Here is a 21,688-nt window from a genome sequence, read left to right as displayed (position 1 = left end):
ACGCAAACGCGCCGAAGAACGAATGACGACCGATACTGCACAGAGCGAACAGGCTGCCCGGAGCGAACTGATCGAGCGGGGCTGGGCCGCGCTGCCTCCCGAGTACCGCATGCCCGCGAAGACGCCCACCCTTGAGGAGGCGCGCGCCTGGTGCCGGCGTCTGACCGAAACGCATTACGAAAACTTCCACGTCGCCTCCTGGTTTCTGCCGAAGAAGCTGCGGCCGCACTTCCACAGCATCTATGCCTACTGCCGCATCTCCGACGATCTCGGCGATGAGGTAGGCAACACGCAGCAGTCCCTCGCGCTGCTCGATCTCTGGGGCCGGGAGCTCGACGCCTGTTATCGCGGCGAGGTGCGCCATCCCGTCTTCGTCGCTCTGGCCGAGACCATCCGCGCCTGCGACATTCCCAAAGAGCCCTTCGCCGATCTGCTCGTCGCCTTTCGCCAGGATCAGACCGTCACCCGCTTCGAGACCATGGACGAGGTGCTGGGCTACTGCCGCTATTCGGCCAATCCGGTCGGCCATCTCGTGCTCTACGCCTGCGGCTATCGCGATGCCGAGCGCTTCCGCCTCTCCGACTTCACCTGCTCGGCGCTGCAGCTCGCCAACTTCTGGCAGGACGTGCGCGTCGATTACGCGAAGGACCGCATCTATTTCCCGCTGGAAGACATGCGCCGCTTCGACGTCGACGAAGCAACCCTCGCCGAAGGCCGCTTCACGCCGCAGTTTCGTAAGCTCATGCAGTACGAGATCGGCTACGCCCGCGAGATGTTCGAGCGCGGCATGCCGCTCATCGGCATGGTCGATCGCGATCTGGCTCTCGACCTCGATCTCTTCTCGCGCGGCGGCCTTGAGATTCTCCGCGCCATCGAAGAGCAGGACTACAACGTGCTGCGTGCGCGGCCCTCGATCTCGAAGCCGCGCAAGGCGCGTCTGCTGCTGCGCGCTCTCAGCGGCCGGTTTCTGGGGAGACGCGCCGCGTGACCATCGAGCGATTCGTCTTCTGTCCTGCACCCAAAGCAACCTTTCCCGGCCGTAATTTCCCAGGGAAATGACGGCCACGCACCATCTCGAAGAGGATCACTTGAAGCAGAATCCCCCTCAGGTCGCGGAGGCCTACCGGGTCTGCCGGGAGATCGCCCGGCGCGAGGCAAAGAACTTCTACTACGCCTTCGTGGCTCTGCCCGAGGCGAAGCGCAACGCCATCTGCGCCGTGTACGCCTTCATGCGTCACGCCGACGATCTCTCCGACGACGAGGCGAAGACCATCGCACAGCGCCGCGAAGACCTGAGCGCCTGGCTCGATGCCTGGCACCGCGCCGCAGCCGGTGAAGCGGCCGCCGATCCCGTATTCATCGCGCTCGCCGACGCGCAGAAGCGCTTCGACATCTCCTCCGATCTGCTCGATCAGCTCGTCCACGGCACCTCGATGGATCTCTACCGCGAGCGCTCCGGCAACCCCGCCATCGGCGAAAGCGTCGCGCCCTTCACGTACGACACCTACACCACCTTCGCCGAGCTCTATCAGTACTGCTATTACGTCGCCTCCGTCGTCGGCCTGGTCTGCATCCACATCTTCGGATACACCGACCGCCGCGCCGAAAAGCTCGCTGAAGAGACGGGTATCGCCTTCCAGCTCACCAACATCCTGCGCGACATTCGCGAAGACGCCGAGCGGGGCAGAATCTATCTGCCGCTTGAAGACCTTGAGCGCTTCGGCGTCGGCGCCGACGAGCTCGCCGCGCTCAAAAGCGGACGTCATCTCACGCTCAACCAGCGCGAGCTGCTCGAGCACGAAGCCAATCGCACCGAGCAGTACTACCGCTCCGGCGAAGCGCTGCTGCCGCTGATCTCCGCCGACGCGCGGCCTGCGCTGTGGGTGCTCATCTCGATCTACCATGCGCTGCTGTGCCGTATCGAAGAGCGCGGCTTCGATGTCTTCTCCGAGCGGGTCAGTGTGCCGACCCTCTTCAAGCTGTGGATACTGCTGCGCGGCATCGTCCGTATCTTCTTCAACCGGCTGCGCGGGCGGAGCTGACGGCCATGACGGCGGAGCGCGCAAAGACAATCGCCGTGGTCGGCGGCGGTGTCGCCGGGCTCGCGGCAGCCTGCGCCCTGTCTGACGCCGGATACAGCGTGCGCCTGCTCGAGCGCCGTCCCTACGTCGGTGGCCGCGCCTCTTCGTACGAGCATCCCGGCGCGGGCGAGACCATCGACAACTGCCAGCACATTCTGCTCGGCTGCTGCACCAATCTCGTCGATCTCTACACGCGCCTCGGCGTTGCCGGACAGATTCAGTGGTTCGACCGGACCATCTTCATCGAGCCCGGCGGCAGACAGACCGTACTCGAGCCGGGCCCGCTGCCCGCGCCGCTGCACATGTCCCTGGCCTTTCTGCGCGCAAAGGCCTTTTCCGTCGCCGACAAGCTGGCCATCGTGCGCGGCATTCTCTCCTTTCTGAAAGCGGTGCCGCCAGAGACGACGGAAACCTTCGCCGGCTGGCTCGTGCGTCTGCGCCAGACGCCCGCCGCCACCGGGCGCTTCTGGAATCTGGTGCTCGCCAGCGCGCTCAACGAAGATGCGGAGTGCATCTCGCTGCACTATGCGGCCAAGGTCTTCCGCGAGGTCTTTCTCTTCTCGAAGCGCGGCGGCGCGATGGGCGTGCCGCGTCTTCCGCTCAGCGATCTCTATGGCCGCGCGCTCGATTATCTTGCCGCGCGCGATGCCCAGGTTCACCTGCGCGCCAGCGTCGACGCCATCCGCCCCGGCGAGAACGGCCGCTGGCTTCTGCAAAGCGGCGAGCAGAGCTTCGAGGCCGATGCCATCGTGCTCGCGCTGTCGTTTGAAGGCATGCAGAAGCTGCTGCCCGCGCTGCCGCACAACGCCGCCGCAGCAGAGCTGGCATCGAAGCTGAGCGGCTTCGGCCACTCGCCCATCACCAGCATCCATCTCTGGTTCGACCGCCGCGTGACCGATCTCGACCACGCCGTGCTGCTCGATACGCCGCTTCACTGGATGTACAACAAGTCGCGTCTGCAGCCGCAGTATCGAAGCGGCGAAGGCAGTTATCTTGAGCTGGTGGTGAGTGCGTCGAAGTCGATGGTGTCCATGCAGCGGCAGCAGATCATCGATCTCGCCATGCGTGAGCTGCCGCGATTCTTTCCCGCCATGCGCGATGCGAAGCTCATCAAGGCAGCCGTGGTGAAGGAAGTGCGCGCCACGTATTCCGTTCGTCCCGGTCTGGATGCCATTCGTCCCACGGCAGAGAGCCCGTGGCCCGGCATCTTTCTCGCCGGAGACTGGGTGGCGACCGGCTGGCCTGCAACGATGGAAGGCGGCGTGCGCAGCGGTTATCTCGCAGCGGAAGCGGTCGCTCGATCGCTTGGCGATGCGCGGCGCTTTCTTGTGCCCGATCTGCCGCGTGCAGGACTGATGCGGCTTCTGCCGTAGTTCTTCGCCGCGGTTTGTGTTCGCTTCAGGACACTTTTGTTCGGAACCGGACACGCTGCCGGACAGCTCCGCGTCCGCCTTGCCCGCGATCCGGTCCAGACAATACGCTTACCCATCGCCGAAAGGCCTCTGTATGTGGAATGCTGTTTGCATCTGTTTTCTCTGAGGGTTGCGCATTTTCGAGAACAGATTTTTCGGGATACGTACTTCCATGAAATGGATTTGGGAAGAGGTTCGGCCGGATGAAGCAGTTTGAGTCGTATCGGCTCGACACAGCGAACGAATGCCTGTGGCGAAGTGGCCAAAGAATAGAGCTGAAGCCGAAGCCTTTTGCGGTGCTGCGGTATCTGGTGGAAAATCCCGGACGGCTGATCACGCACGATGAGCTGCTCGATGCGCTCTGGCCGGAGACCTTCGTGCAGCCGCAGGTGCTGCGCACCTACATGCTCGAGCTGCGCAAGGTTCTCGGCGACGACATCGACAAGCCGCGCTTCATTCAGACGCTGCCCAAACGCGGCTACCGTTTCATCTCCGCCGTCACCGGCGCATCGCCCGCATCTCCGTCGGCAAAGGCCGGGGAAGCCGCGGAGCAGCCGATCGTGGGCCGCGAAGACGAGCTGGCGCAGCTTGCCGCCGAGCTGCAGCGAACGCTCGAAGGGCAGCGCCGCCTGGTCTTCATCACCGGCGAGACCGGCATCGGCAAGACCGCGCTGGCCGAGGCCTTCTGCCGCACTGCGAGCGTGGCGAACACCGCATGCGTGGCCCGCGGGCAGTGTGTCGAGGGCTTCGGAGGTCCCGGCTTTGGCGGCAAGGAAGAGTACTATCCCGTCACCGAAGCGCTGAACCAGCTCTGCGCCTCGCCCGACGGCGAAGTGCTGTGCGGCATTCTCGGCCGTCTCGCGCCCGCCTGGCTGGCTCTGCTGCGGCACGAGCGCGTGGCCCAGGCGGAGACACAGGACGGCTCGCGCACAACAAGCCGCGAGCGCATGCTGGGCGCCATCTGCGAGGCCCTCGAAGAGTTCGCAGCGCAGAAGGCTCTGGTGCTCTTCTTTGAAGATCTTCACTGGGCCGACGCGTCCACGCTCAATCTCATCTCCGCTCTGGCGCGCCGCCGCTCATCGTCAAAGCTGATGATCGTTGCCACCTGCCGCCCCAGAGATGTCGCCGCCGAAGATCCTTTGAAGCGTCTGAAGCAGGATCTGGTCACGCGCCGTCTCTGTACCGAGATGGCCGTCGCTCCGCTGCAGAAGACAGCGGTGAAGCAGTTCCTGTGCCGGGAGCTGAAGCAGGACGCGCTGCCCTCCGGGCTGGCCAGCTTTCTGCATCAGCACTCCGAAGGCAATCCGCTCTTTCTCATCGCGCTGCTGGAGCATCTGCTGGCGCAGCGCTTTCTCATCCCCGGCGAAATCGATGGTGCACGCTCCTGGCGGCTGCGCGTGCCGCTCGAAGAGATGGATCTCGGCGTTCCCGCCGGTCTGGCGCAGATGATCGAGCTCGAGATCGAGCGCATGAGCCCCGAAGAGCAGCGTCTGCTCGAAGCCGGAAGCCTCGTCGGCATGATCTTTCCCGTATGGGCCGCCGCCGCCGCCATGCGCGCCGACGCCGCGGATGTGGAAGAGGCCTGCGAGCAGCTGGCGCGGCGCGTGTATTTTCTTGAGCGCGCCGGGCAGGACGAGCTCCCCGACGGCACGCGCGCGGCCTTCTATGTCTTTGCGCACGGACTCTACCGCGAGGTGCTCTGCCAGCGTCAGCCCGCTGCGGCGCGCTCGCGGCGCCACCGGCGCATCGCCGATCGCCTCAGCGAGCTCTTTGCCGGACGCGAAGCAAGCGTCGCGCGCGAGCTGGCCACGCACTATGAGGGCTCCGGCGACTGGCCGCAGGCCGTGCACGCGCTGCGCAGCGCCGCAAAGCGTGCCGGTGAGCGCGAGGCCTGGGCCGAATGCGCGGAGCTGCTGGAGCATGCTCTGCAGCTTGCCGGAAACATGAGCGCCGCGGATCGCGAAAAGGCCGCGCGGCAGTTACAAAAAGAGATCGCGTCGGCAAAGACCATGCTGGCCGACGGAATTTCGCTGCCTCCAAAAGTTTGACAACTTCTGGACGGCAATTTAACGACTGACGTTTTTCCGCGTTGTTAGTGTTCTTTCCGTAAGCAGGAGGACACCGACATGAGATCGACGATTCGTAACTTCGTTCTGGCTCCCGCAGTTCTGGCGGCAATGGCTTTCACGGCAACCTCGGCAATGGCATCGAGCGCTCTCAACGTTCCGTTCAGCTTCACCGCGAACGGCAGGGTGTGCCCTCCGGGACGCTACATTCTCGACGCCGGCCCGCTGCGCAATTCGGTCGTCGTAACCGACCCCACCGGCAAGGTCGACTTCTCCTGGGTGCTCGGTCCCGGTGATCCCTCCCCCGACTCCAGCAAGGTGGCCATGCAGTTCGACCGCGACGGCGACGGCGGTTATCAGCTCCGTTCCGTGCAGTACGGCGCGATGATCACCGGCCGCCTCGACAAAAAGAACAAGCATGGCGAGAAGTACGCTCCGGCGCGTGTGGTCGAGGGCGAGTAAGGCGAAAGTTTTTTCAGGGAGGCATCTGTCTCCGCTGCGTCTGCGAAGAACCATTCGCCGCAGCGGCAGAGCAGAAGGCCTCGCAACCGGAAGGGCTGCTGATGCCGAAGGGCGCCGCAGCCCTTCTGCTTTTACGGCGGGATCATCTCAGAGCGCCAGCAGCGCCACGCCGATGCAGACGAAGATCGCGGCCATCCAGCGCCGCCGGTCGACATTTTCCTTCAGAAATAATTTGGCCGCGGCCGCATTGCTCACGAAGGTGAGGGAAGTGGCCGCCGGGCCGATCAGGCTCAGGTCGTTGTGGCTGAGCGCAAACAGCAGCGAGAAGAAGCTGAGTGCGAGGCAGAAGACGCCGACGCCGAAGTGCAGATCGGTCACCACCGCGCGAATGGCTCCGACCAGCCCGCTGCGGGCCCGCACCGCATCCAGATCGCCGATCCGCCGCATCGCCGAGGCGGTAAGAATATCGCCCGCCGTCGCCCAGAAGACAACGCTGCCGATCATTGCAGCCGTCGCCGCTGCCGAGGCATGGTGCGCCACCTGCATCACGAGCGCACCTCCTCCGCCGGCTTTACATCCGCTGTCTCCGGAGCCGTATAAGATGGGCCGCGTGTGACGAAGCCCACGCCTGCGGTGATGAACACCACTCCCAGCCAGCGCAGCGGCGAGACATGCTCATGCAGCCAGAAGCGCGCCAGCAACGTCATGATCACGTAGCCGAGCGAGCTGGCCGGCAGCACGTATGTCAGATCGGCCCACGAAAGCGCCGTCAGGTACGAGGCGAAGAAGCCGATCAGCAGCACGATGCCCGCGCCCACCCACGGCGTCAGCACCGCATGGATCAGTTGTGCCGGCTGGTGCAGAGAGACCGGGCCCAGCTCCTGCATCCCTTTTGCAAGAAATGTATCTCCGCACGACGAGGTAAGCGTGACGATGCCGAGGACCAGATAGCGCCGGAGGGTCATCGTCGACTGCGTCATGCGTGAAAGCTCTCTGTCAGCAGGATGCACAGCGGCGGAAAACGAATCATCCGCCCGCTGAAAAGGGAAAGCGGCCAGCATTGCCGGCTGGCCGCGAGGAAAGATCGGGAGCTATGCGCCTGCGTTGACCGTGGCCGCCGGTTCCGACGCCTTCTGCGCCTTGCTCTGCTTTACGAGCTTGTTGCGCTGGCTGCGCAGCTTCAGGAACGACTTCGCCTCCTGATAGAGGCGCGGCACGTCGCGGTTGATGATCGCCTTGCTCACCACGCGCCACGCCGCCTTCGGGCGGAAGTAGTACTCGTCGTAGAAGCGGTGCACCATCTCGAGCACGTACTCCTTGGGCAGTCCGGGATACTCGATGTGGGCAAGCTGATGGCCCTGTTCGTCGACCATCTGGCCGTTGTTGACGATGAAGCCGTTTTCCTTCGCGAAGTCGTAGAACTCGGTGCCCGGATAGGCGTGAGCGATCGAGACCTGAATCGTCTCCACGTCCAGCCCCTTGGCGAAGTTGATCGTGTTGCGGATCGACTCCTTCGTTTCGCCCGGCAGGCCGAGGATGAAGTCGCCGTGGATCGTCAGGCCGAGGTCGTGGCAGTCCTTCGCAAAGTCGCGGGCGCGCTCGACCGTGGCGCCTTTCTTGATGTTCTTCAGAATCTGCGGATCGCCCGACTCGAAGCCGACGATCAGCAGCCGGCATCCGGCCTCGCGCATCGCCTTCAGCGTCTCGCGGTCCGTCGTCACGCGCGAGGTGCAGGACCAGGTCAGGCCCAGCGGCTTCAGCTTCGCGCACAGCTCGACCGTGCGCGCCTTCTGAATGTTGAAGGTATCGTCATCGAAGAAGTACTCCTTCACATGCGGAAAGAGCTCCTTCGCGTGCGCCATCTCGGCGGCCACGTCGTCGGTCGAGCGCTTGCGCCACGCATGGCCCGAGAGCGTCTGCGGCCACAGGCAGAAGGTGCACTGCGCCGGGCAGCCGCGCGTCGAATAAAGCGAGACGTAGGGATGCAGCAGGAACGGCACGTTGTACTTCGTCACGTCCATGTCGCGGTGATAGATATCCGTCACCCACGGCATCGCGTCCAGGTCTTCCACCTGCGGACGATCGGGGTTATGCGCGATCGCGCCGTCTTTCCGGTAGCTGATGCCGAGAATCTCGTCGAGCGGCTTGCCGTTGGCATACTCCACGACGGAGAAGTCGAACTCGCGGCGGCACACGAAGTCGATCACCGGGCACTCGTTCAGCGCCTTATCGGGCGAGGTGGTCACCGGCGGCCCGACGAAGGCGATGCGAATCTTTGGATTGGCGTTTTTGATCGCCTCGGCCAGCTTCTGATCGCCGGTCCACCCGGGCGTGCTCGTAAAGAGCACCAGAAACTCATAATCCTTCGCGATCTCGATGGTTTCCGGCGCGGAAACGTGATGCGGAGGCGCGTCGAGCAGCCGCGAGCCTTCCAGCATGCCGGCCGGATACGCCAGCCACACCGGATACCAGTAGGATTCAATCTCGCGCGTGGCCGGCCAGCGTGAGCTGGCGCCGCCATCGAAGTTCTCGAACGAAGGAGGATTCAGAAACAGTGTCTTGAGAGGCATGCGTTTATCCTGTTAGTTTACCATTCTGACCGCCCCCGCGCCGCCCGAATGTTGCTGAGAGCGGTACCCGGAAAAGCTCGCGGTGGGTTGTCGCAAATGTCTGAAAAACAGCCGGTTTACTTCGTCAGCAGCCAGTTCGCAAGCTGCCCGGTGGCGCGCATCAGCGCGATCTCCACTTTGGCGAGCTGGAAGTTGGCGTCGAGCATGTCTTCATAGCGCTGGCGCTCCTCGATCTGCGCCTGCTGCGCCTCTTTGGGCGTTACCGGAGCCGCATTGGGCGAGCCGCTGCCCGACTGCAGCTGCGTCTTCACCGTCCTGAGCTGCTCTCCGGCCAGCTCGCTCTGCAGCCGTGCGATCTTCTGCTGCGCCGCAATCTCCATCAGCGATTTGCGCAGCCCCAGCAGCTGCTCGCTGAGCAGGTCGCGCGACTGTTCGGCCTGTGCCTGCGCATGTTCGGCCTCGGCGGCAGACTGTACCGCCTTTGCCTTCAGCGAGCGGTCAAAGATCGGCAGCGTGATCTCCACGCCCGCGCTCAGGTTGTTCTGCTGAAAGTTGTGATAGTACGTGGCATAGTTGTCGAACTTCGCAAAGCGCTGATATTTGAAGCCGAAGCCGATATTCGGGCGAAGGTTCTGTCTCCGGTCGCCAAACGACTGGTAGCGCTTCGCCTGCGCATTGTCGAACGCCGCCGCCACGCCCGCATTGTTCTGCGCCGTCTCATCTTCTTTTCCTGTATCGGAGCCGAATGTGGGCTCCGGAGGAATCGTCGCCGTTTGCGTCTCCAGCCCCTCGCCCGGCAGCCCCGTCAGGTGCGCGATCTTCTGCCGCATCTGCTCCGCATCGTTCTGCAGATGAAGCCGCTTCAGGTCCACCTGCGCCGAGATCAGCTCCGCCCGCAGCTCTTCCATGCGCGGATCGACACCGGCCTGCACGCGGTCCTGCTCGATCGATACCAGCTTCTCGGCGCTCGACTTCTCCTCATCCAGTGCGCGAATCGACTGCAGATCGTGATCCAGCTCGATGTAGTCGGTCGCCGCATCGGCGGCCACCTGGTCCTGCGCGTCCTTCAGGTTCAGCTCCGCGGCTTTCAGCGCGCTGCGCGCCGAGCGAATGTAATCCGGCTGCGAAAACGACAGCACCAGCGACTGCGCATTCAGGTCGTAGATATCGGGATTGCCCAGCGGAAACCCATACGGCGGAGGTCCGACCGACGAGCCCAGATTAACGCTGGGTACATAAGCGTCCTTCGTCTCCGAAAGTGCGCCGGCCGCGTGCCGCACGTCAGCCGCCGCCATCCGGACCGATGTGCTGTTCTTTACGGAAAGGTCCACCACCGTAAAAAGCGATATCTGCGCCGATGCTCCGGCAGTGCCGAGCAGGGTACAGGCAAACGCAATCTGGCAGGCCCATTTCTTCAACCGCATTCCTTCCGCTAAAACCTGATTCTACCTTTCGTTCTGATGCCGCGAATCCGTCTTCCCGCTCAGCGCCCGGTGTTGGTCGATGCCAGATTGCCGTCGCGGTATCCCGAAGCCAGAGCATGTACCATCGCAATCTCCCGCTCCGCGCCCTCCTGGTCGCCCTGCTTCTGCAGCAGCAGAGCCAGCTGCGTCCGCACCGCAAACGCCGGAGCCTCCTCCGACTGCGCCGGAGAGCTCAGGTACTCGTTCAGCATCTGAATCGCCAGCTCCGGCTCGCGGTTCGTCCGGAAGAGCAGGGAAGCGCCGTCCGTCAGCGCGACGCTCTCGCTGCGGCTGCGCGTGTGCCGCGCCAGCGAGGCCGCGGTGCGAATTGCGGCGACCATGTCGTCGAGCCGTCCCCGCCGCCGGTAAAACGAGGCCAGATCGGCCCACGCATGCGCCGGCGCGGGAGAAGCCGCCACCGCGGCCCGCAGCTCGCTCTCCGACTGCGCATAATCCTTACGCTGCTCGGCAATCTGTGCGCGAAGCTGATGCGCGGCCGAGGCCGACAGCGGATCGAGCTGTCCGGCAATCACTTCCGCCTTGCTCAGGCCGCCTCCGGCAATCGCCGGAGCGTCCACATCAAACTCGCCCAGGTCCGAGAGCGCATCCACGTTCTTCGGATCGAGCCGCACCGCCGTCTCGAACTCCGCGCGCACCTGGTGCGCCAGCTTATAGGCCTGCAGAAACGAGACGCGGTCGGCCTTTTCTCCCCATGCGCGGCCCATCCACAGGTGGTACTCGCTGTTGTCGGGAGCCAGCTCCACCGCGCGGCGGCAGGCAGCAATCGCATCGTCCCAGCGCTGCTCCTGATACAGCACGCGGCAGCGCAGGTGATAGGCCTCGGCGTCGGAGTGATCGATGGCGAGCGCATTGTCCAGCCGCTCCAGCGCCTGATCGGCCCGTCCGAAGTTCAGATCAGACCGGATCGGTCCCGCCGTTACCTGAGGCAGCCCCAGAACCGCCGCCGGCCAGGTGAGGGAGAGCAGAAACAGTAAGGATTTTTGGGGGGAAAGCTTCACTATTTCACCACTTCCACCGGCAGTCCGTCGCCGAGAGGCTGGCCGTTCGTGGTGCTCAGCGCCACGATGTCTCCTTCCTTCAGCCCGCTCGTAATCTGCACCTCGGTCAGGTTCAGCGTGCCCACATTCACCGGAATGCGGTTCAGCTTTCCGTTATCGATGCGGTACACATAGGTCGATCCCTGTTCGATATGCAGCGCCTCGCGCGGAATGGTCAGCACGTCGGCAAGACTCGCCACCGTCACCGTCACGCGCACGTTGGTGTTGGGCAGCAGCAGTCCATCGGCATCGTCGATCGAGACCAGCACCTCGCCCACGTTGCGGGTTCCGTACGTGATGATCGTCGAAGGCACGCGCAGCACATGGCCGTGCCACACCCGTGTCGGCCGCGCGTCCCAGTGAATGACGATCGGCTGGCCTACCTTCAGACGGCCGATCTCCGGCTCGTCGAAGTAGGCGCGCACCTGCAGCTTCGCCAGATCCGCCAGCGAGAGCAGCAGCGATCCCTGCTGCGCAAACTCCGTGCCCGACACCGGCAGCGAGTACACCGTCCCCGCAAACGGAGCGCGCACATTGGCCTGATTTACCTGCTCCTGCGCCGCCGCATACGCCGCCTGCGCGTCGTCGAGCGAGGCCTTCGCCCGCGCCAGATCCGCCGGATCGTACCGGTTCGACTTTCTCTGCTGCAGAACCTGCAGCGAGCTGTTATCCGCCGCCAGCCGCTCCTTCGCCGCATTCACCTCGCTGGCCGACGCCGCTCCCGTAAGCTGCAGTTTCTGAAGCGCCTGCACATCCTGCTGCGCCTGGTCGCGGTCGATGCGGGCCTTCTCGAGGTCGCCGTTCAGGGACAGCCGCTCTTCCTGCGTTCCGCCCTGCACCGTCGACTGATAGCCCACCTCGGCCGTTCGCAGCGCCGCCAGCGCCGTCGCTACCCGCGAGCGCGCGTCCGTGTCATCCATCGAAAGCAGCAGCTTGCCCTTAGCAACCTGCTCGCCTTCATGGACATACAGCGTTTTGATCACGCCGGGAAACGGAGCGTGCGCTTCAAAATTGACCTGCGGCTCGACCTTGCCGTTCGTCGACGTCTGCGTCTCGAGGTTATTGCGCGAAGCCACCGCGGTCAGAATCGGAAGATGGCTGCGCGTCGCCAGGTGAACCGCATAAAAGATAATGAGGATCGCTACGGCCGATATAAGCCAGATCCATGCCGTATTGATTCTGCGTGCCTTTGCTCTCGCCATCCGTATCCGTGGGAACCGTGAGTCAGTATATAGGACTCAGGAAAAGCGCCTTTCGAAGCAGAAAATCTGATAACGGATCAGTTTCCCCATCGCCGGCGCGTATTGCCGTGATGAAACAGAGATGCGCGCGCGGCCTCACTTTATACTGGAAGGCGAATCCAGAAAATAAACTCAGGCCGGACTGTGCCGTCATGCAGTCTCTGCCCTTTGGAATCTATGGCCGCACTCATCGATGCTCTTAATGTGAAGCGAAAGACCGTATTCGAGTTTGAAAACGCCCCCTTTTACTGCATGGACGCGGATGTCAGCACCCCGACCGCCCGCGGAGGCCAGACGCTGGTGCGTCTGAAGATGCGCAATCTCCTCACCGGCGCCGTCTTCGACAAAACCTTCAAAGCGACGGAAAAGTTCGGCGAGCCCGATCTCCAGCTCGTTCCCGCGACCTACCTTTACAGCGACGGCGAAGGCTCGCACTTTCTGGATCAGGAAAGCTTTGAGACCCTCACCCTGACACCGGCGATGGTGGGCGACGCTCTCGAGTTTCTGGTCGACGGCACTCTGCTCCAGGTGCACCGCTACAACGGCAACCCTATCGCTCTGCAGCTTCCTCAGTTCGTCGAGCTGAGCGTGACCTACGCCGAGCCGGTCGTGCGCGGAGGCTCCGCCAGTGGCGGCGACACCAAGATGGCCCGCCTCGAGACCGGTATCGAGGTCCGCGTTCCGCCCTTCATCAAAGAGGGAGACAAGGTGCGCGTATCGACCGAGACCCGCGACTTTGCCGGGCGCGCCTGAGCACTGAGCGCAGCAGCGCCACGCAGCGGAAAGGAACCGGCAGCGGCCGTGACCGGATTCGCCGGCCGCTTCATCCCTGGCTGCCGGCCGCTTATCGCTGTCCTGCCCGGTTAAAATAGAGAGATGGTTACTGCGCCGCGTTACACCGATGAACATGCAAAAGCCGGGCTCGATACCAGCTTTCCGGAGATTGAAACCTGGGAAAATCAGTTTCCTGCGTATGAGATTCTGATCGACGATCCGGAGTTTACTTCGGTGTGTCCGAAGACCGGGCTGCCCGACTTCGGCGTCATCACCCTGCGCTATATGCCGAGGCAGCGCTGCCTCGAGCTCAAGTCCTGGAAGGAATATCTCTTCAGCTACCGCAATCTCGGCATCTTCCAGGAAAACATCGTCAATCAGGTGCTCGAAGACGTGGTGAAGGCCTGCGATCCCGTCTGGGCCATCGTGAAGGGCGACTTCCGTCCGCGCGGAGGCATCTCCACCGTCGTCGAAGCGCGCTGGCCGCGGCCCGATACCGCATCCGCTCTTCCCCCCGCGCGTCTCTGAGCACATGCCGCTCCGGAGAAAGAGCAGAAGATGACAGAGAAAAAATCGGCTGAGATCGCGCCCGTGCGCCTGGCAGACCGTCCCTCTTCGTCGCCCGAGGCCGGCCTTCTGCGCCAGGTGCTGGCGTACAGCGGCGATCTGATGCTGGTGCGCCATCTGGCCGAGCCGGGCTGGGTGGGCACGCGTCACAGCCATTCACACGAACAGCTTGTGTACGTCGTGCGCGGCCGCATTCGGCTTGCCTGCGGAGACACCGAGTCCGAGCTTGCCGCCGGCGACAGCATCATCGTGCCCGGCGGCGTCGAGCATCAGGCCCGCGCCCTCGAAGACTCCGAGATCCTCGACGTCTTCACGCCCTGCCGCGAAGACTACGCCCCGCAGTAGCGGCGCCTCACAAAGCAGCCCGGCCCGGCGCAGCGGCCTGCTATCCTGCGATCACTCCATGGCAGCCACCGGAACAGCGACAGGGGACACGCGCATCAGCGCCGCTCGCACCGCGGGCATGGCGCTCTTTCTGCTCACCAGCCTTAATCTCTTCAACTTCATCGACCGCTACGTGCTGCCTGGCGTGCAGCCCCTGGTGCAGAAAGAGTTCAGCATCAACGATGCGCAGATCGGTCTGCTGACCAGCGCCTTCTTCTTCACCTACATGCTCGCCGCTCCGCTCACCGGATGGCTCGGCGACCGCTTTCCCCGCAAGCCCCTCATCGTCGCCGGCGCGCTCATCTGGAGCGCCGCCACGCTGCTCACCGGAACCGTCCACAGCTACCAGGCGCTGCTGCTGCGCCATGCCGCCGTCGGCATCGGCGAGGCCACCTTCAGCATCTTCGCCCCCGCGCTGCTCGCCGACTTCTACCCTGAGACCGACCGCAACCGCATCCTCAGCATCTTCTACCTCACCATCCCCGTCGGCGGCGCATTCGGCTACATCACCGGAGGCATCCTTGGCCAGCAGTTCGGCTGGCGCATGCCCTTCATGGTCTCGGCGCTGCCCGGCGTGCTCATCGCCCTGGCCTTCTGGCTCTTCGTGCGCGAGCCGCAGCGCGGCGCCGCAGACCGCCTCGCGCCTACCCTCGACCGCACCACCGTCGGAGGAATTCTGCGCAACGCGGCTTTTCTCACCGGAACCCTCGGCCTCGCCGCGTGGACCTTCGCCGTCGGCGGCATCTCGACCTTTCTGCCGACTTTCTTCCACCGCTTCGGCGGATACTCGGTCGCACATGCCGGTCTCGCTGCCGGAGAGATCACCGCCGTCGACGGCCTGCTCGCCACCATCGTCGGCGGCTGGCTGGCGCAGCGCTGGATGCGCCGCAATCATCGCGCCCTCTACCTGATCTCCGCCTGGGGCTCGCTCCTCGCCATCCCTGCCGGCGTCGCCGTCTTCTTCGGCCCGCACTGGATGCTGCTTCCCGGCGCATGGATCGCCGAGTTCTTCCTCTTCCTCAACACCGGCCCGCTTAACGCCGCCATCGTCAACTCCGTGGCCGCGCCCGTGCGCTCGACCGCCATCGCGCTCAATCTCTTCCTCATCCACGCCCTGGGAGACGCCACTTCGCCGCACCTCATCGGCCTCGTCTCCGACCGCAGCAGCCTCCGCATCGGTATGGGCATGACGCTCGTCGCTCTCATCGTCTCCGGCGCTATCCTCTTCGGCGGAGCGCGCTTCGCTCCGCGCCTCGAAGAGAGCCCGTCCCTGTCCGGAGAGCCCTCGTAGCCGCATGCACCTGCTCACCCTGGCAACTCTCCTCAGCTGGCTCATCGCCCTCGTCTGGATCTTCTTTACTCTCTCCGCACTGCGCAATCTGCCCGGCGTGCCCACGCTGCATCCGGCGCAGCCGGAAGCAGCATCCGAGCCCGGCCCGCCCCAGGTCACCGTCATCGTGCCCGCGCGCAACGAGGCGCAGAGCATCGAGCAGACGCTGCGCTCTCTGCTGGCGCAGACCATCCCTGTTGACGTGATCGCCGTCGACGACCGATCCACGGATGCAACCGGAGCCATCATGGACCGCGTCGCCGCCGAAGCCCGCGCGGCCGGGAAGCCGCTGCGCGTCCTCCACATCGACACGCTGCCCGACGGCTGGATGGGCAAGACCCACGCCATGGCCCGCGCCGCCCGCCAGGCCGCGACGCCCTGGCTGCTCTTCACCGACGGCGACATCCTTTACCGCGCCGACACCCTCGCCCTCGCGCTCCGTTTCGCCGCAGAGCAGCCTGCCGACCACCTGGTGCTGATGCCCACCATGATCGTGAAGACCGCCGGCGAGCGCATGATGATCGCTGTCATCCAGGCGCTGTCTCTGCTTACCTGGAAGCCGTGGCGCATCGCCGATCCGAAGGCAAAGCGTGACTCCATCGGCGTCGGAGCCTTCAACCTCGTTCGCGCCGAGGTCTATCGCGCCGTCGGCGGCTTCGAAGCCCAGCGCATGGAGGTGCTCGAAGACCTGCGCTTCGGCTTCGAGATCAAGCGCGCCGGTTACCGGCAGCGCTTCGTCTTCGGCCGCGGACTGATCCAGGTCCACTGGGCCTCGAGCGCTCTGGGCCTCGTGCGCAATCTCACCAAAAATGTCTTCGCCGTCTTCCACTTCAGCGCGCTCAGGCTGCTCGGCGCCTGCGCGGCCCTGGGGCTGCTCTGCCTCGCTCCGCTGGCCGAGCTCTTCGGCCCCGTCACCATGCACGCCGCCGGGCTCATCTCGCTCTTCATGCTCTGGCTGCTCTACCGCGAGGCCGGACGCCGCATGAGCGGCATCAGCTCGCTGTACTTCTTCACGCTGCCCGTCGCCGCCGTGCTGATTGTGTATTCGATGATCCGCTCGATGGTGGTCACTCTGGCGCAGGGAGGCGTCGTCTGGCGCGGCACGTTCTACCCTCTGCGCGAGCTGAAGAAGCATGCCGGCCCGCTGCGCTGACCGCGCCTGACGCGTAATGTTCAGGCACGGATTCCGGCGAGTCAGTAGCTCGATCCGGATTTCCGGCTGCTCCGAAGCGCCGGATCGCTCACCGGAGCACGGCTGTCTCCCGCCGAAAAGCCGCGCAGCAGCTCCGGATTGGGCCGAAACTTCTCCGCCCCGCCGTGAAACTGGCGCACATCGCTCAGAAAAATCTCCGAGCGGCGCTGCTCCCGCGCATTGCCGGCCGAGTGAACGACGCCGCGAATATGGATATCCTGCCCCATCCACAGCTTCAGATCGCCGACGCTTTTGCGGTCCGCCTTCAGGCTCACGATCGTGAAAGGGCAGTCGGCATCGGAGGTCTGCGGGCTGCACACATCGAGCACCCGCGTGCCGTCGGCCAGCTCCACCACGTTGTAGATATGCGCCGCGATGCAGACATCCTTCCCCGCATGCACGCCTGCTTCTTCCGGCGTAAAGCACGAGCGGCCAGCGATTAAGCTGGCCGGCCAGAGAAGAACGGTACAAAGAACGAGAGAGGTATACAAGGCAGTTGTTCTGCTGCGTGCCAGCCTTCTATAGGGGAGGGCTGTTGGAAAAGCAGCGTACCGGCCTTTTACGCGAATGAAAAGATTACCAAAGGCACCTGCGGCCTTCGGCGTGGGCTGCAAAACCCGCCGCCTCAGTCGGAACACCAATGCAGGCTGGTGGTTCAGTTTGAATTGTCTTGTATCAGGGCACGGCTTCAGCCGTGCCATAAATGTTCCAATAACCTGTGGGCTTCAGCCCCTGAGAAATAGGTTTTTCTCAACTTTCAGACTGACCTTCTGTCGAAGGCGAACACCGCCTGCACGGCCGGTCCTGGCCCTCAGTGCACTTCCACCAGCTGTTCTTTGGTCTGCGACGTGCCGTAGTGCGTGCGCACGTACTCGTCGAGAATCTTCCGGAAGTCGGCCACGATCGTGTCGCCGCGCAGCGTCGTCATCAGCCGCCCGTCCACGTACACCGGAGCCTTGGGCTCTTCGAATGTGCCGGGCAGGGAAATGCCCAGGTTCGCGTGCTTCGACTCGCCCGGACCGTTGACCACGCAGCCCATCACTGCCAGCTTCAGCTCTTCCACGCCCGGATACTGCTGCCTCCACACCGGCATCGATTCGCGCAGATATGTCTGAATCTGCTGCGCCAGCTCCTGGAAGTAGGTGCTCGTCGTCCGCCCGCATCCCGGGCAGGCCGTCACCTGCGGCGTAAAGCTGCGAATGCTGAGCGACTGCAGAATCTGCTGTCCGGTCAGCACCTCTTCGGTGCGGTCGCCGCCCGGCTTCGGCGTCAGCGAGACACGGATCGTATCCCCGATTCCTTTCAGCAGCAGCGGAGCCAGCCCCGCCGTCGAGGCCACAATGCCCTTCATGCCCATGCCCGCTTCCGTCAGTCCCAGGTGCAGCGGATAATCGCAGCGCCCCGCCAGCATCTCGTACACGTCGATCAGGTCGCGGACGCCGCTCACCTTGCCGCTGATGATGATCTGGTCGTGCCTCAGCCCGTAGCGCTCCGCCGCCGCTGCCGAATCCAGCGCCGACCGGCACATCGCCTCCAGCATCACATCGCGTGCATCGCGCGGCTGCGCCAGCTTCGAGTTCTCGTCCATCAGCTTCGTCAGCAGCGCCTGGTCGAGCGAGCCCCAGTTCACGCCGATGCGCACCGGCTTCTGATTCTCGACCGCGCACTCGATCATGGTACGAAAGTTATCGTCGTCTTTGCGGCCGATCGATACGTTGCCGGGGTTGATGCGGTACTTCGCCAGCGCCTTCGCACACTCCGGATACTTCTTCAGCAGCAGATGCCCGTTGTAGTGAAAATCGCCGATGATGGGAACGTGAATGCCGAGCCTGTCCAGACCTTCCACGATGGCCGGCACCGCTTTGGCTGCCTCATCGTTGTTGACCGTGACCCGCACCAGCTCCGACCCCGCCTCCGCCAGCGCGGCCACCTGCTCGATCGTCGACGCCGCATCGGCGGTGTCGGTATTGGTCATCGACTGAACGACAACCGGCGCGTCCGAGCCCACGCGAACGTTTCCAATGCGAACCGTGACGGTCTTCCTGCGCTGAATCTCCGGCATACGTACCCTCACTCTCAGTTTACCGGAAGGCCCCAGGCAACAGAAGCGGCTCTGAGCCGCCAAAGACGAAGTGATATACCCGTGACAGAGTGAAAAGAGCGGGGAGCGCATGACATCCGAGCAGGACCCGAGGGTTTTCTTTGCGGCAGAAAGAACGTATCTGGCGTGGCTGCGGACCGGCCTCGCCCTGATGGGGTTCGGCTTCGTCGTCTCCCGCTTCGGCCTGTTTCTGCGCGAGATGCAGATCGGCCATGGGCAGAATCTCCCCTCCACGGGCGTATCGCTGTGCCTGGGAGTGGCCCTCGTGGCCATGGGCGTCGTCGTGGAGATCGCGGCCACCGTGCGCCACGTCCGGATGATCGAGCAGCTCAGGTCCGGAGTCCCGTTTTACGGGCGGATTTCCAAAACCGCTCTCTCCATGGCCATATTTCTCACCCTCATAGGCATCGGACTCACGGTCTATCTGCTTCTCGTGCGCTGACCGTCCTTGGAGACGTGCCGTGACTCAGGCACGTGTGCTGAAAGACATTTTCAGCACGGAGCATGGCCTTTCCTGCATACAATAATGGAGACCGGAAGTTCTTCCGGCAGGGAGCAGGTGGATGGCGACAGCGGCTTCGTATGTGCCGATAGAAACCTATCTCCGTTCCTCATTTGAGCCCGACGCTGAGTACGTGGACGGCAGGATTCAGGAGCGAGTTGTGGGTGAGCTGGATCATGCCGCCTGGCAGGCCGCTGTCCAGAAGTGGTTCTGGCGCCACGAAGAGGAGTGGGGCATTCGCGTCTTCGCCGAGCTTCGCGTGCAGGTGGCGTCCTCGCGCTTTCGCGTGCTCGATGTGGCTGTTCTGGAAAATACCGGCCCGTTGCGGGAGATGGAGCAGGTCATTCGCACCGCTCCTGTCGCCGTCTTTGAGATACTCTCCCCCGAAGATACGCTTGCCCGCGTGATGGAAAAGCTGGACGACTACGAGAAGATGGGCATCCGCGGCATCTTCGTGATCGATCCGAAGAGCGGCAGAAAGTACCGGTATGAGTCAGGTGGTCTGAAGCATACCGAAATGGCCGGAATCACGGTAAAAGGACAGGGGCATCTCTTCCGGATGAGCGAGTTCGAAGAGTTTTTGCAGTAAGGCCAGGCTGAATCGGCCCCGGTATCTACTCCAGATCGTCTCCCGCATCCACCGCTGCCGGCACGCCGCCGTTCCGCTTCATGATCAGATAGCCGCGGATGAACGGCTCCAGGTACCCGTCGAGGACCTTATCCACGTCGCCCACCTCCACCTTCGTCCGGTGGTCCTTGGCGATGCGGTAGGGCTGCAGCACGTAGCTGCGGATCTGTGAGCCGAAGTTGATATCGGACTTCGAGTCCTCGAGCTTCTTCGTCGCCGCCGTCTTCTTCGCCAGCTCGTATTCGTACAGCCGCGAGCGCAGCATCTTCATCGCCTTCTCGCGGTTCTTGTGCTGCGAGCGCTCGTTCTGGCACTGCACGACGATGTTGGTCGGAAGATGCGTAATGCGCACCGCCGAGTCCGTCGTGTTGACGTGCTGGCCACCCTTGCCGCCCGAGCGGTAGGTATCGGTGCGAATCTCGTCCGGCTTGATGTCGATCTGGATCGAGTCATCGATCTCCGGAGACACAAACACCGACGCGAACGACGTATGCCGCCGCTTCGCCTGGTCGAACGGCGAGATGCGCACCAGCCGGTGCACGCCCGATTCGCCCGAGAGCAGGCCGTAGGCCGAGTCGCCGAGGATGGTAAAGGTGGCCGATTTAATGCCCGCCTCTTCGCCGTCCTGGTAGTCGTTCATCTCGGTTTTGAAACCCTGCTGCTCGGCCCAGCGCAGATACATGCGCATCAGCATCTCGGCCCAGTCCTGGCTCTCCGTGCCGCCCGCGCCCGGATGCACGGTCACGATCGCGTTCAGCGGATCGGTCTCGCCCGACAGCATCGTCTTCGCTTCAATCGATTCGGCGTAGTCGTTCAGCGCCTTCATCTCGCGCTCCAGCTCCGGCTCCACCGCCTCGCCCTCGCGCGCCAGGTCGAAGTACGCATCCACGTCGCCCGTGCGGCGCTCCAGCTCCACATCGTCGGCAAGCTGGCCTTCGATGCGCTTGCGGTCGCGCATAATCGGCTGCGAAAGCGCGGGGTTCGACCACAGCGACGGGTCGGAGAGTTTCTGTTCTATCGTGGCAAGCTCGCTGCGCAGGCGAGGTGCGTCAAAGATACTCCCGCAGGTCGCGTACTTTATCGCGAATGGGAGCCCAGGCGAATTCGAGATCGTTAAGCATGGGGTGACCTGACTTTTTCTTTCTATAGTAGCAAGGCCTGTCCGGCGCCGAATCGGCAGATCATCCGGCCGGCAGCCCGGCCCCGCGCCTGTGGGAAGATAAAGGAAATGACACAGACCATGAAGCTGCCTCTGCCCCCGGGCGAGTTCAAAGCCTATCTCTTCGACTGCGACGGAACCATCGCCGACTCCATGCCGCTGCATTACGTCGCCTGGACGAAGGCCCTCGGCGAGTGGAGCTGTGTCTTCGACGAGAAGCTCTTCTACGCCTGGGGAGGCCGTCCCGTCGTCGAGATCATCCAGTCGCTTAATGAGCAGCAGGGCCTCGCCATGCCCGTCGAAACCGTGCAGCGCCGGAAGGAAGCCCTCTACTTCGAGATCCTCTCCCAGCTGCAGGCCGTCCCCGAGGTTGTCGAGCACATCGAGGACGCGCACGGACGCATCCCCTTCGCCGTCGTCTCCGGAAGCACCCGCGAAAGCGTGACCGAATCGCTCCGCTCCCTTGACCTTCTCGACCGCTTCGACACCCTGGTCTGCGCCGGCGACTACAAAAATGCCAAGCCGCATCCGGAGGCATTTCTTCTCGCTGCCGAACGCCTCGGCGTTGCTCCGGAAGCCTGCCTCGTCTTTGAAGACACCGATATGGGCATTGAAGCCGCGGCTGCGGCCGGCATGGCCTCGGTGAAGGTGCCTCCTCCGTGGGAGCGCGGCGTGGTCACGCCTGCGGCGAAGTAAAG

General features: G+C 63.7%; 22 protein-coding genes. 13 read left to right on the top strand and 9 right to left on the bottom strand.

Annotated features, from left to right (window positions below; all coding sequences use genetic code 11):
* The first annotated feature begins 22 nt into the window (after positions 1-22).
* From hpnC to D0Y96_RS01960, 5 genes are all read left to right on the top strand, one after another.
* Positions 23-988, top strand: coding sequence for a squalene synthase HpnC (gene hpnC / locus D0Y96_RS01980; protein WP_117297651.1), 966 nt, complete (start codon positions 23-25; stop codon positions 986-988).
* A 100-nt stretch (positions 989-1,088) separates the two neighbouring features.
* Positions 1,089-2,042 carry a phytoene/squalene synthase family protein gene (locus D0Y96_RS01975; protein ID WP_252263380.1) on the top strand — a complete coding sequence of 318 codons (954 nt, stop codon included), beginning with the start codon at positions 1,089-1,091 and terminating at the stop codon, positions 2,040-2,042.
* Positions 2,043-2,047: 5 nt separating this feature from the next.
* Complete coding sequence (gene hpnE, locus D0Y96_RS01970) at positions 2,048-3,454, top strand: hydroxysqualene dehydroxylase HpnE (protein ID WP_117297649.1); 1,407 nt, start codon at positions 2,048-2,050, stop codon at positions 3,452-3,454.
* A gap of 242 nt (positions 3,455-3,696) precedes the next feature.
* Positions 3,697-5,541: an AAA family ATPase gene (locus D0Y96_RS01965; RefSeq protein WP_117297648.1), complete on the top strand. Its 1,845-nt coding sequence runs from the start codon at positions 3,697-3,699 to the stop codon at positions 5,539-5,541.
* 78 nt (positions 5,542-5,619) lie between these two features.
* Complete coding sequence (locus tag D0Y96_RS01960) at positions 5,620-6,021, top strand: hypothetical protein (protein WP_117297647.1); 402 nt, start codon at positions 5,620-5,622, stop codon at positions 6,019-6,021.
* A gap of 147 nt (positions 6,022-6,168) precedes the next feature.
* Here D0Y96_RS01960 and D0Y96_RS01955 read toward each other — a convergent pair whose 3' ends face one another.
* The 6 genes from D0Y96_RS01955 to D0Y96_RS01930 all read right to left on the bottom strand — a co-directional run bounded on the left by D0Y96_RS01955 (position 6,169) and on the right by D0Y96_RS01930 (position 12,314).
* Positions 6,169-6,567: a hypothetical protein gene (locus D0Y96_RS01955; RefSeq protein ID WP_252263441.1), complete on the bottom strand. Its 399-nt coding sequence runs from the start codon at positions 6,565-6,567 to the stop codon at positions 6,169-6,171.
* Entirely contained in the window at positions 6,567-7,001 is a 435-nt protein-coding gene (locus D0Y96_RS01950) for an EamA family transporter (RefSeq protein ID WP_252263379.1), read from the bottom strand. The genes D0Y96_RS01955 and D0Y96_RS01950 overlap by 1 nt, the downstream gene beginning before the upstream one ends.
* Positions 7,002-7,112: 111 nt before the next feature.
* Entirely contained in the window at positions 7,113-8,591 is a 1,479-nt protein-coding gene (gene hpnJ / locus D0Y96_RS01945) for a hopanoid biosynthesis associated radical SAM protein HpnJ (RefSeq protein ID WP_117297646.1), read from the bottom strand.
* A 116-nt stretch (positions 8,592-8,707) separates the two neighbouring features.
* Positions 8,708-10,015, bottom strand: a complete 1,308-nt coding sequence (locus D0Y96_RS01940; RefSeq protein WP_117297645.1) for a TolC family protein — start codon at positions 10,013-10,015, stop codon at positions 8,708-8,710.
* A gap of 59 nt (positions 10,016-10,074) precedes the next feature.
* Complete coding sequence (locus D0Y96_RS01935) at positions 10,075-11,073, bottom strand: tetratricopeptide repeat protein (protein ID WP_117297644.1); 999 nt, start codon at positions 11,071-11,073, stop codon at positions 10,075-10,077.
* The gene (locus D0Y96_RS01930) at positions 11,073-12,314 is read right to left on the bottom strand and encodes an efflux RND transporter periplasmic adaptor subunit (protein ID WP_117297643.1); all 1,242 of its coding nucleotides are present in this window, start codon (positions 12,312-12,314) and stop codon (positions 11,073-11,075) included. The genes D0Y96_RS01935 and D0Y96_RS01930 overlap by 1 nt, the downstream gene beginning before the upstream one ends.
* A gap of 216 nt (positions 12,315-12,530) precedes the next feature.
* Between D0Y96_RS01930 and D0Y96_RS01925 the strand changes: the two genes are divergently transcribed.
* From D0Y96_RS01925 to D0Y96_RS01905, 5 genes are all read left to right on the top strand, one after another.
* The gene (locus D0Y96_RS01925; RefSeq protein ID WP_117297642.1) at positions 12,531-13,106 is read left to right on the top strand and encodes an elongation factor P; all 576 of its coding nucleotides are present in this window, start codon (positions 12,531-12,533) and stop codon (positions 13,104-13,106) included.
* 123 nt (positions 13,107-13,229) lie between these two features.
* Entirely contained in the window at positions 13,230-13,655 is a 426-nt protein-coding gene (gene queF / locus D0Y96_RS01920) for a preQ(1) synthase (RefSeq protein WP_117297641.1), read from the top strand.
* 30 nt (positions 13,656-13,685) lie between these two features.
* On the top strand, positions 13,686-14,039 hold the full coding sequence (locus D0Y96_RS01915) for a cupin domain-containing protein (protein ID WP_117297640.1): 354 nt from the start codon (positions 13,686-13,688) through the stop codon (positions 14,037-14,039).
* A gap of 58 nt (positions 14,040-14,097) precedes the next feature.
* A complete protein-coding gene (locus D0Y96_RS01910) occupies positions 14,098-15,369 on the top strand; it encodes a spinster family MFS transporter (protein ID WP_117297639.1) in 1,272 nt (423 codons plus the stop codon).
* Between the two features lie 4 nt (positions 15,370-15,373).
* A complete protein-coding gene (locus tag D0Y96_RS01905) occupies positions 15,374-16,561 on the top strand; it encodes a glycosyltransferase family 2 protein (RefSeq protein WP_117297638.1) in 1,188 nt (395 codons plus the stop codon).
* Between the two features lie 41 nt (positions 16,562-16,602).
* Here D0Y96_RS01905 and D0Y96_RS01900 read toward each other — a convergent pair whose 3' ends face one another.
* Both D0Y96_RS01900 and ispG read right to left on the bottom strand, forming a co-directional pair.
* Positions 16,603-17,091, bottom strand: coding sequence for a hypothetical protein (locus D0Y96_RS01900; protein WP_117297637.1), 489 nt, complete (start codon positions 17,089-17,091; stop codon positions 16,603-16,605).
* Between the two features lie 320 nt (positions 17,092-17,411).
* On the bottom strand, positions 17,412-18,662 hold the full coding sequence (ispG, locus tag D0Y96_RS01895; RefSeq protein ID WP_117297636.1) for a flavodoxin-dependent (E)-4-hydroxy-3-methylbut-2-enyl-diphosphate synthase: 1,251 nt from the start codon (positions 18,660-18,662) through the stop codon (positions 17,412-17,414).
* Positions 18,663-18,771: 109 nt separating this feature from the next.
* Between ispG and D0Y96_RS01890 the strand changes: the two genes are divergently transcribed.
* Both D0Y96_RS01890 and D0Y96_RS01885 read left to right on the top strand, forming a co-directional pair.
* The gene (locus tag D0Y96_RS01890) at positions 18,772-19,143 is read left to right on the top strand and encodes a YidH family protein (RefSeq protein ID WP_117297635.1); all 372 of its coding nucleotides are present in this window, start codon (positions 18,772-18,774) and stop codon (positions 19,141-19,143) included.
* A 121-nt stretch (positions 19,144-19,264) separates the two neighbouring features.
* A complete protein-coding gene (locus D0Y96_RS01885; protein ID WP_117297634.1) occupies positions 19,265-19,792 on the top strand; it encodes a Uma2 family endonuclease in 528 nt (175 codons plus the stop codon).
* Positions 19,793-19,817: 25 nt separating this feature from the next.
* Here D0Y96_RS01885 and prfB read toward each other — a convergent pair.
* Positions 19,818-20,952 (bottom strand): peptide chain release factor 2 gene (gene prfB / locus D0Y96_RS01880; protein ID WP_117297633.1). Its coding sequence is split into 2 segments (ribosomal slippage): positions 19,818-20,882 and positions 20,884-20,952, totalling 1,134 coding nucleotides; the frame shifts between segments, so codons are not numbered across the junction.
* Positions 20,953-21,059: 107 nt separating this feature from the next.
* Between prfB and D0Y96_RS01875 the strand changes: the two genes are divergently transcribed.
* Positions 21,060-21,686, top strand: coding sequence for an HAD family hydrolase (locus tag D0Y96_RS01875; RefSeq protein ID WP_252263378.1), 627 nt, complete (start codon positions 21,060-21,062; stop codon positions 21,684-21,686).
* Positions 21,687-21,688 lie beyond the last annotated feature (2 nt).

Source organism: Paracidobacterium acidisoli (genome assembly GCF_003428625.2).
Lineage (GTDB): Bacteria > Acidobacteriota > Terriglobia > Terriglobales > Acidobacteriaceae > Paracidobacterium > Paracidobacterium acidisoli.
The sequence above is the reverse complement of the archived record's forward strand: the minus strand, read 5'-3'. Positions and strand labels throughout refer to the sequence as shown.

Bases quoted from the DNA above. Each gene is read 5' to 3' on its own strand.
- hpnC (WP_117297651.1), top strand. From the start codon at position 23: ATGACGACCGATACTGCACAGAGCGAACAGGCTGCCCGGAGCGAACTG.
- hpnE (WP_117297649.1), top strand. From the start codon at position 2,048: ATGACGGCGGAGCGCGCAAAGACAATCGCCGTGGTCGGCGGCGGTGTC.
- D0Y96_RS01965 (WP_117297648.1), top strand. From the start codon at position 3,697: ATGAAGCAGTTTGAGTCGTATCGGCTCGACACAGCGAACGAATGCCTG.
- D0Y96_RS01960 (WP_117297647.1), top strand. From the start codon at position 5,620: ATGAGATCGACGATTCGTAACTTCGTTCTGGCTCCCGCAGTTCTGGCG.
- D0Y96_RS01955 (WP_252263441.1), bottom strand. From the start codon at position 6,567: ATGCAGGTGGCGCACCATGCCTCGGCAGCGGCGACGGCTGCAATGATC.
- D0Y96_RS01950 (WP_252263379.1), bottom strand. From the start codon at position 7,001: ATGACGCAGTCGACGATGACCCTCCGGCGCTATCTGGTCCTCGGCATC.
- hpnJ (WP_117297646.1), bottom strand. From the start codon at position 8,591: ATGCCTCTCAAGACACTGTTTCTGAATCCTCCTTCGTTCGAGAACTTC.
- D0Y96_RS01940 (WP_117297645.1), bottom strand. From the start codon at position 10,015: ATGCGGTTGAAGAAATGGGCCTGCCAGATTGCGTTTGCCTGTACCCTG.
- D0Y96_RS01930 (WP_117297643.1), bottom strand. From the start codon at position 12,314: ATGGCGAGAGCAAAGGCACGCAGAATCAATACGGCATGGATCTGGCTT.
- D0Y96_RS01925 (WP_117297642.1), top strand. From the start codon at position 12,531: ATGGCCGCACTCATCGATGCTCTTAATGTGAAGCGAAAGACCGTATTC.
- queF (WP_117297641.1), top strand. From the start codon at position 13,230: ATGGTTACTGCGCCGCGTTACACCGATGAACATGCAAAAGCCGGGCTC.
- D0Y96_RS01915 (WP_117297640.1), top strand. From the start codon at position 13,686: ATGACAGAGAAAAAATCGGCTGAGATCGCGCCCGTGCGCCTGGCAGAC.
- D0Y96_RS01910 (WP_117297639.1), top strand. From the start codon at position 14,098: ATGGCAGCCACCGGAACAGCGACAGGGGACACGCGCATCAGCGCCGCT.
- D0Y96_RS01905 (WP_117297638.1), top strand. From the start codon at position 15,374: ATGCACCTGCTCACCCTGGCAACTCTCCTCAGCTGGCTCATCGCCCTC.
- ispG (WP_117297636.1), bottom strand. From the start codon at position 18,662: ATGCCGGAGATTCAGCGCAGGAAGACCGTCACGGTTCGCATTGGAAAC.
- D0Y96_RS01890 (WP_117297635.1), top strand. From the start codon at position 18,772: ATGACATCCGAGCAGGACCCGAGGGTTTTCTTTGCGGCAGAAAGAACG.
- D0Y96_RS01885 (WP_117297634.1), top strand. From the start codon at position 19,265: ATGGCGACAGCGGCTTCGTATGTGCCGATAGAAACCTATCTCCGTTCC.
- D0Y96_RS01875 (WP_252263378.1), top strand. From the start codon at position 21,060: ATGACACAGACCATGAAGCTGCCTCTGCCCCCGGGCGAGTTCAAAGCC.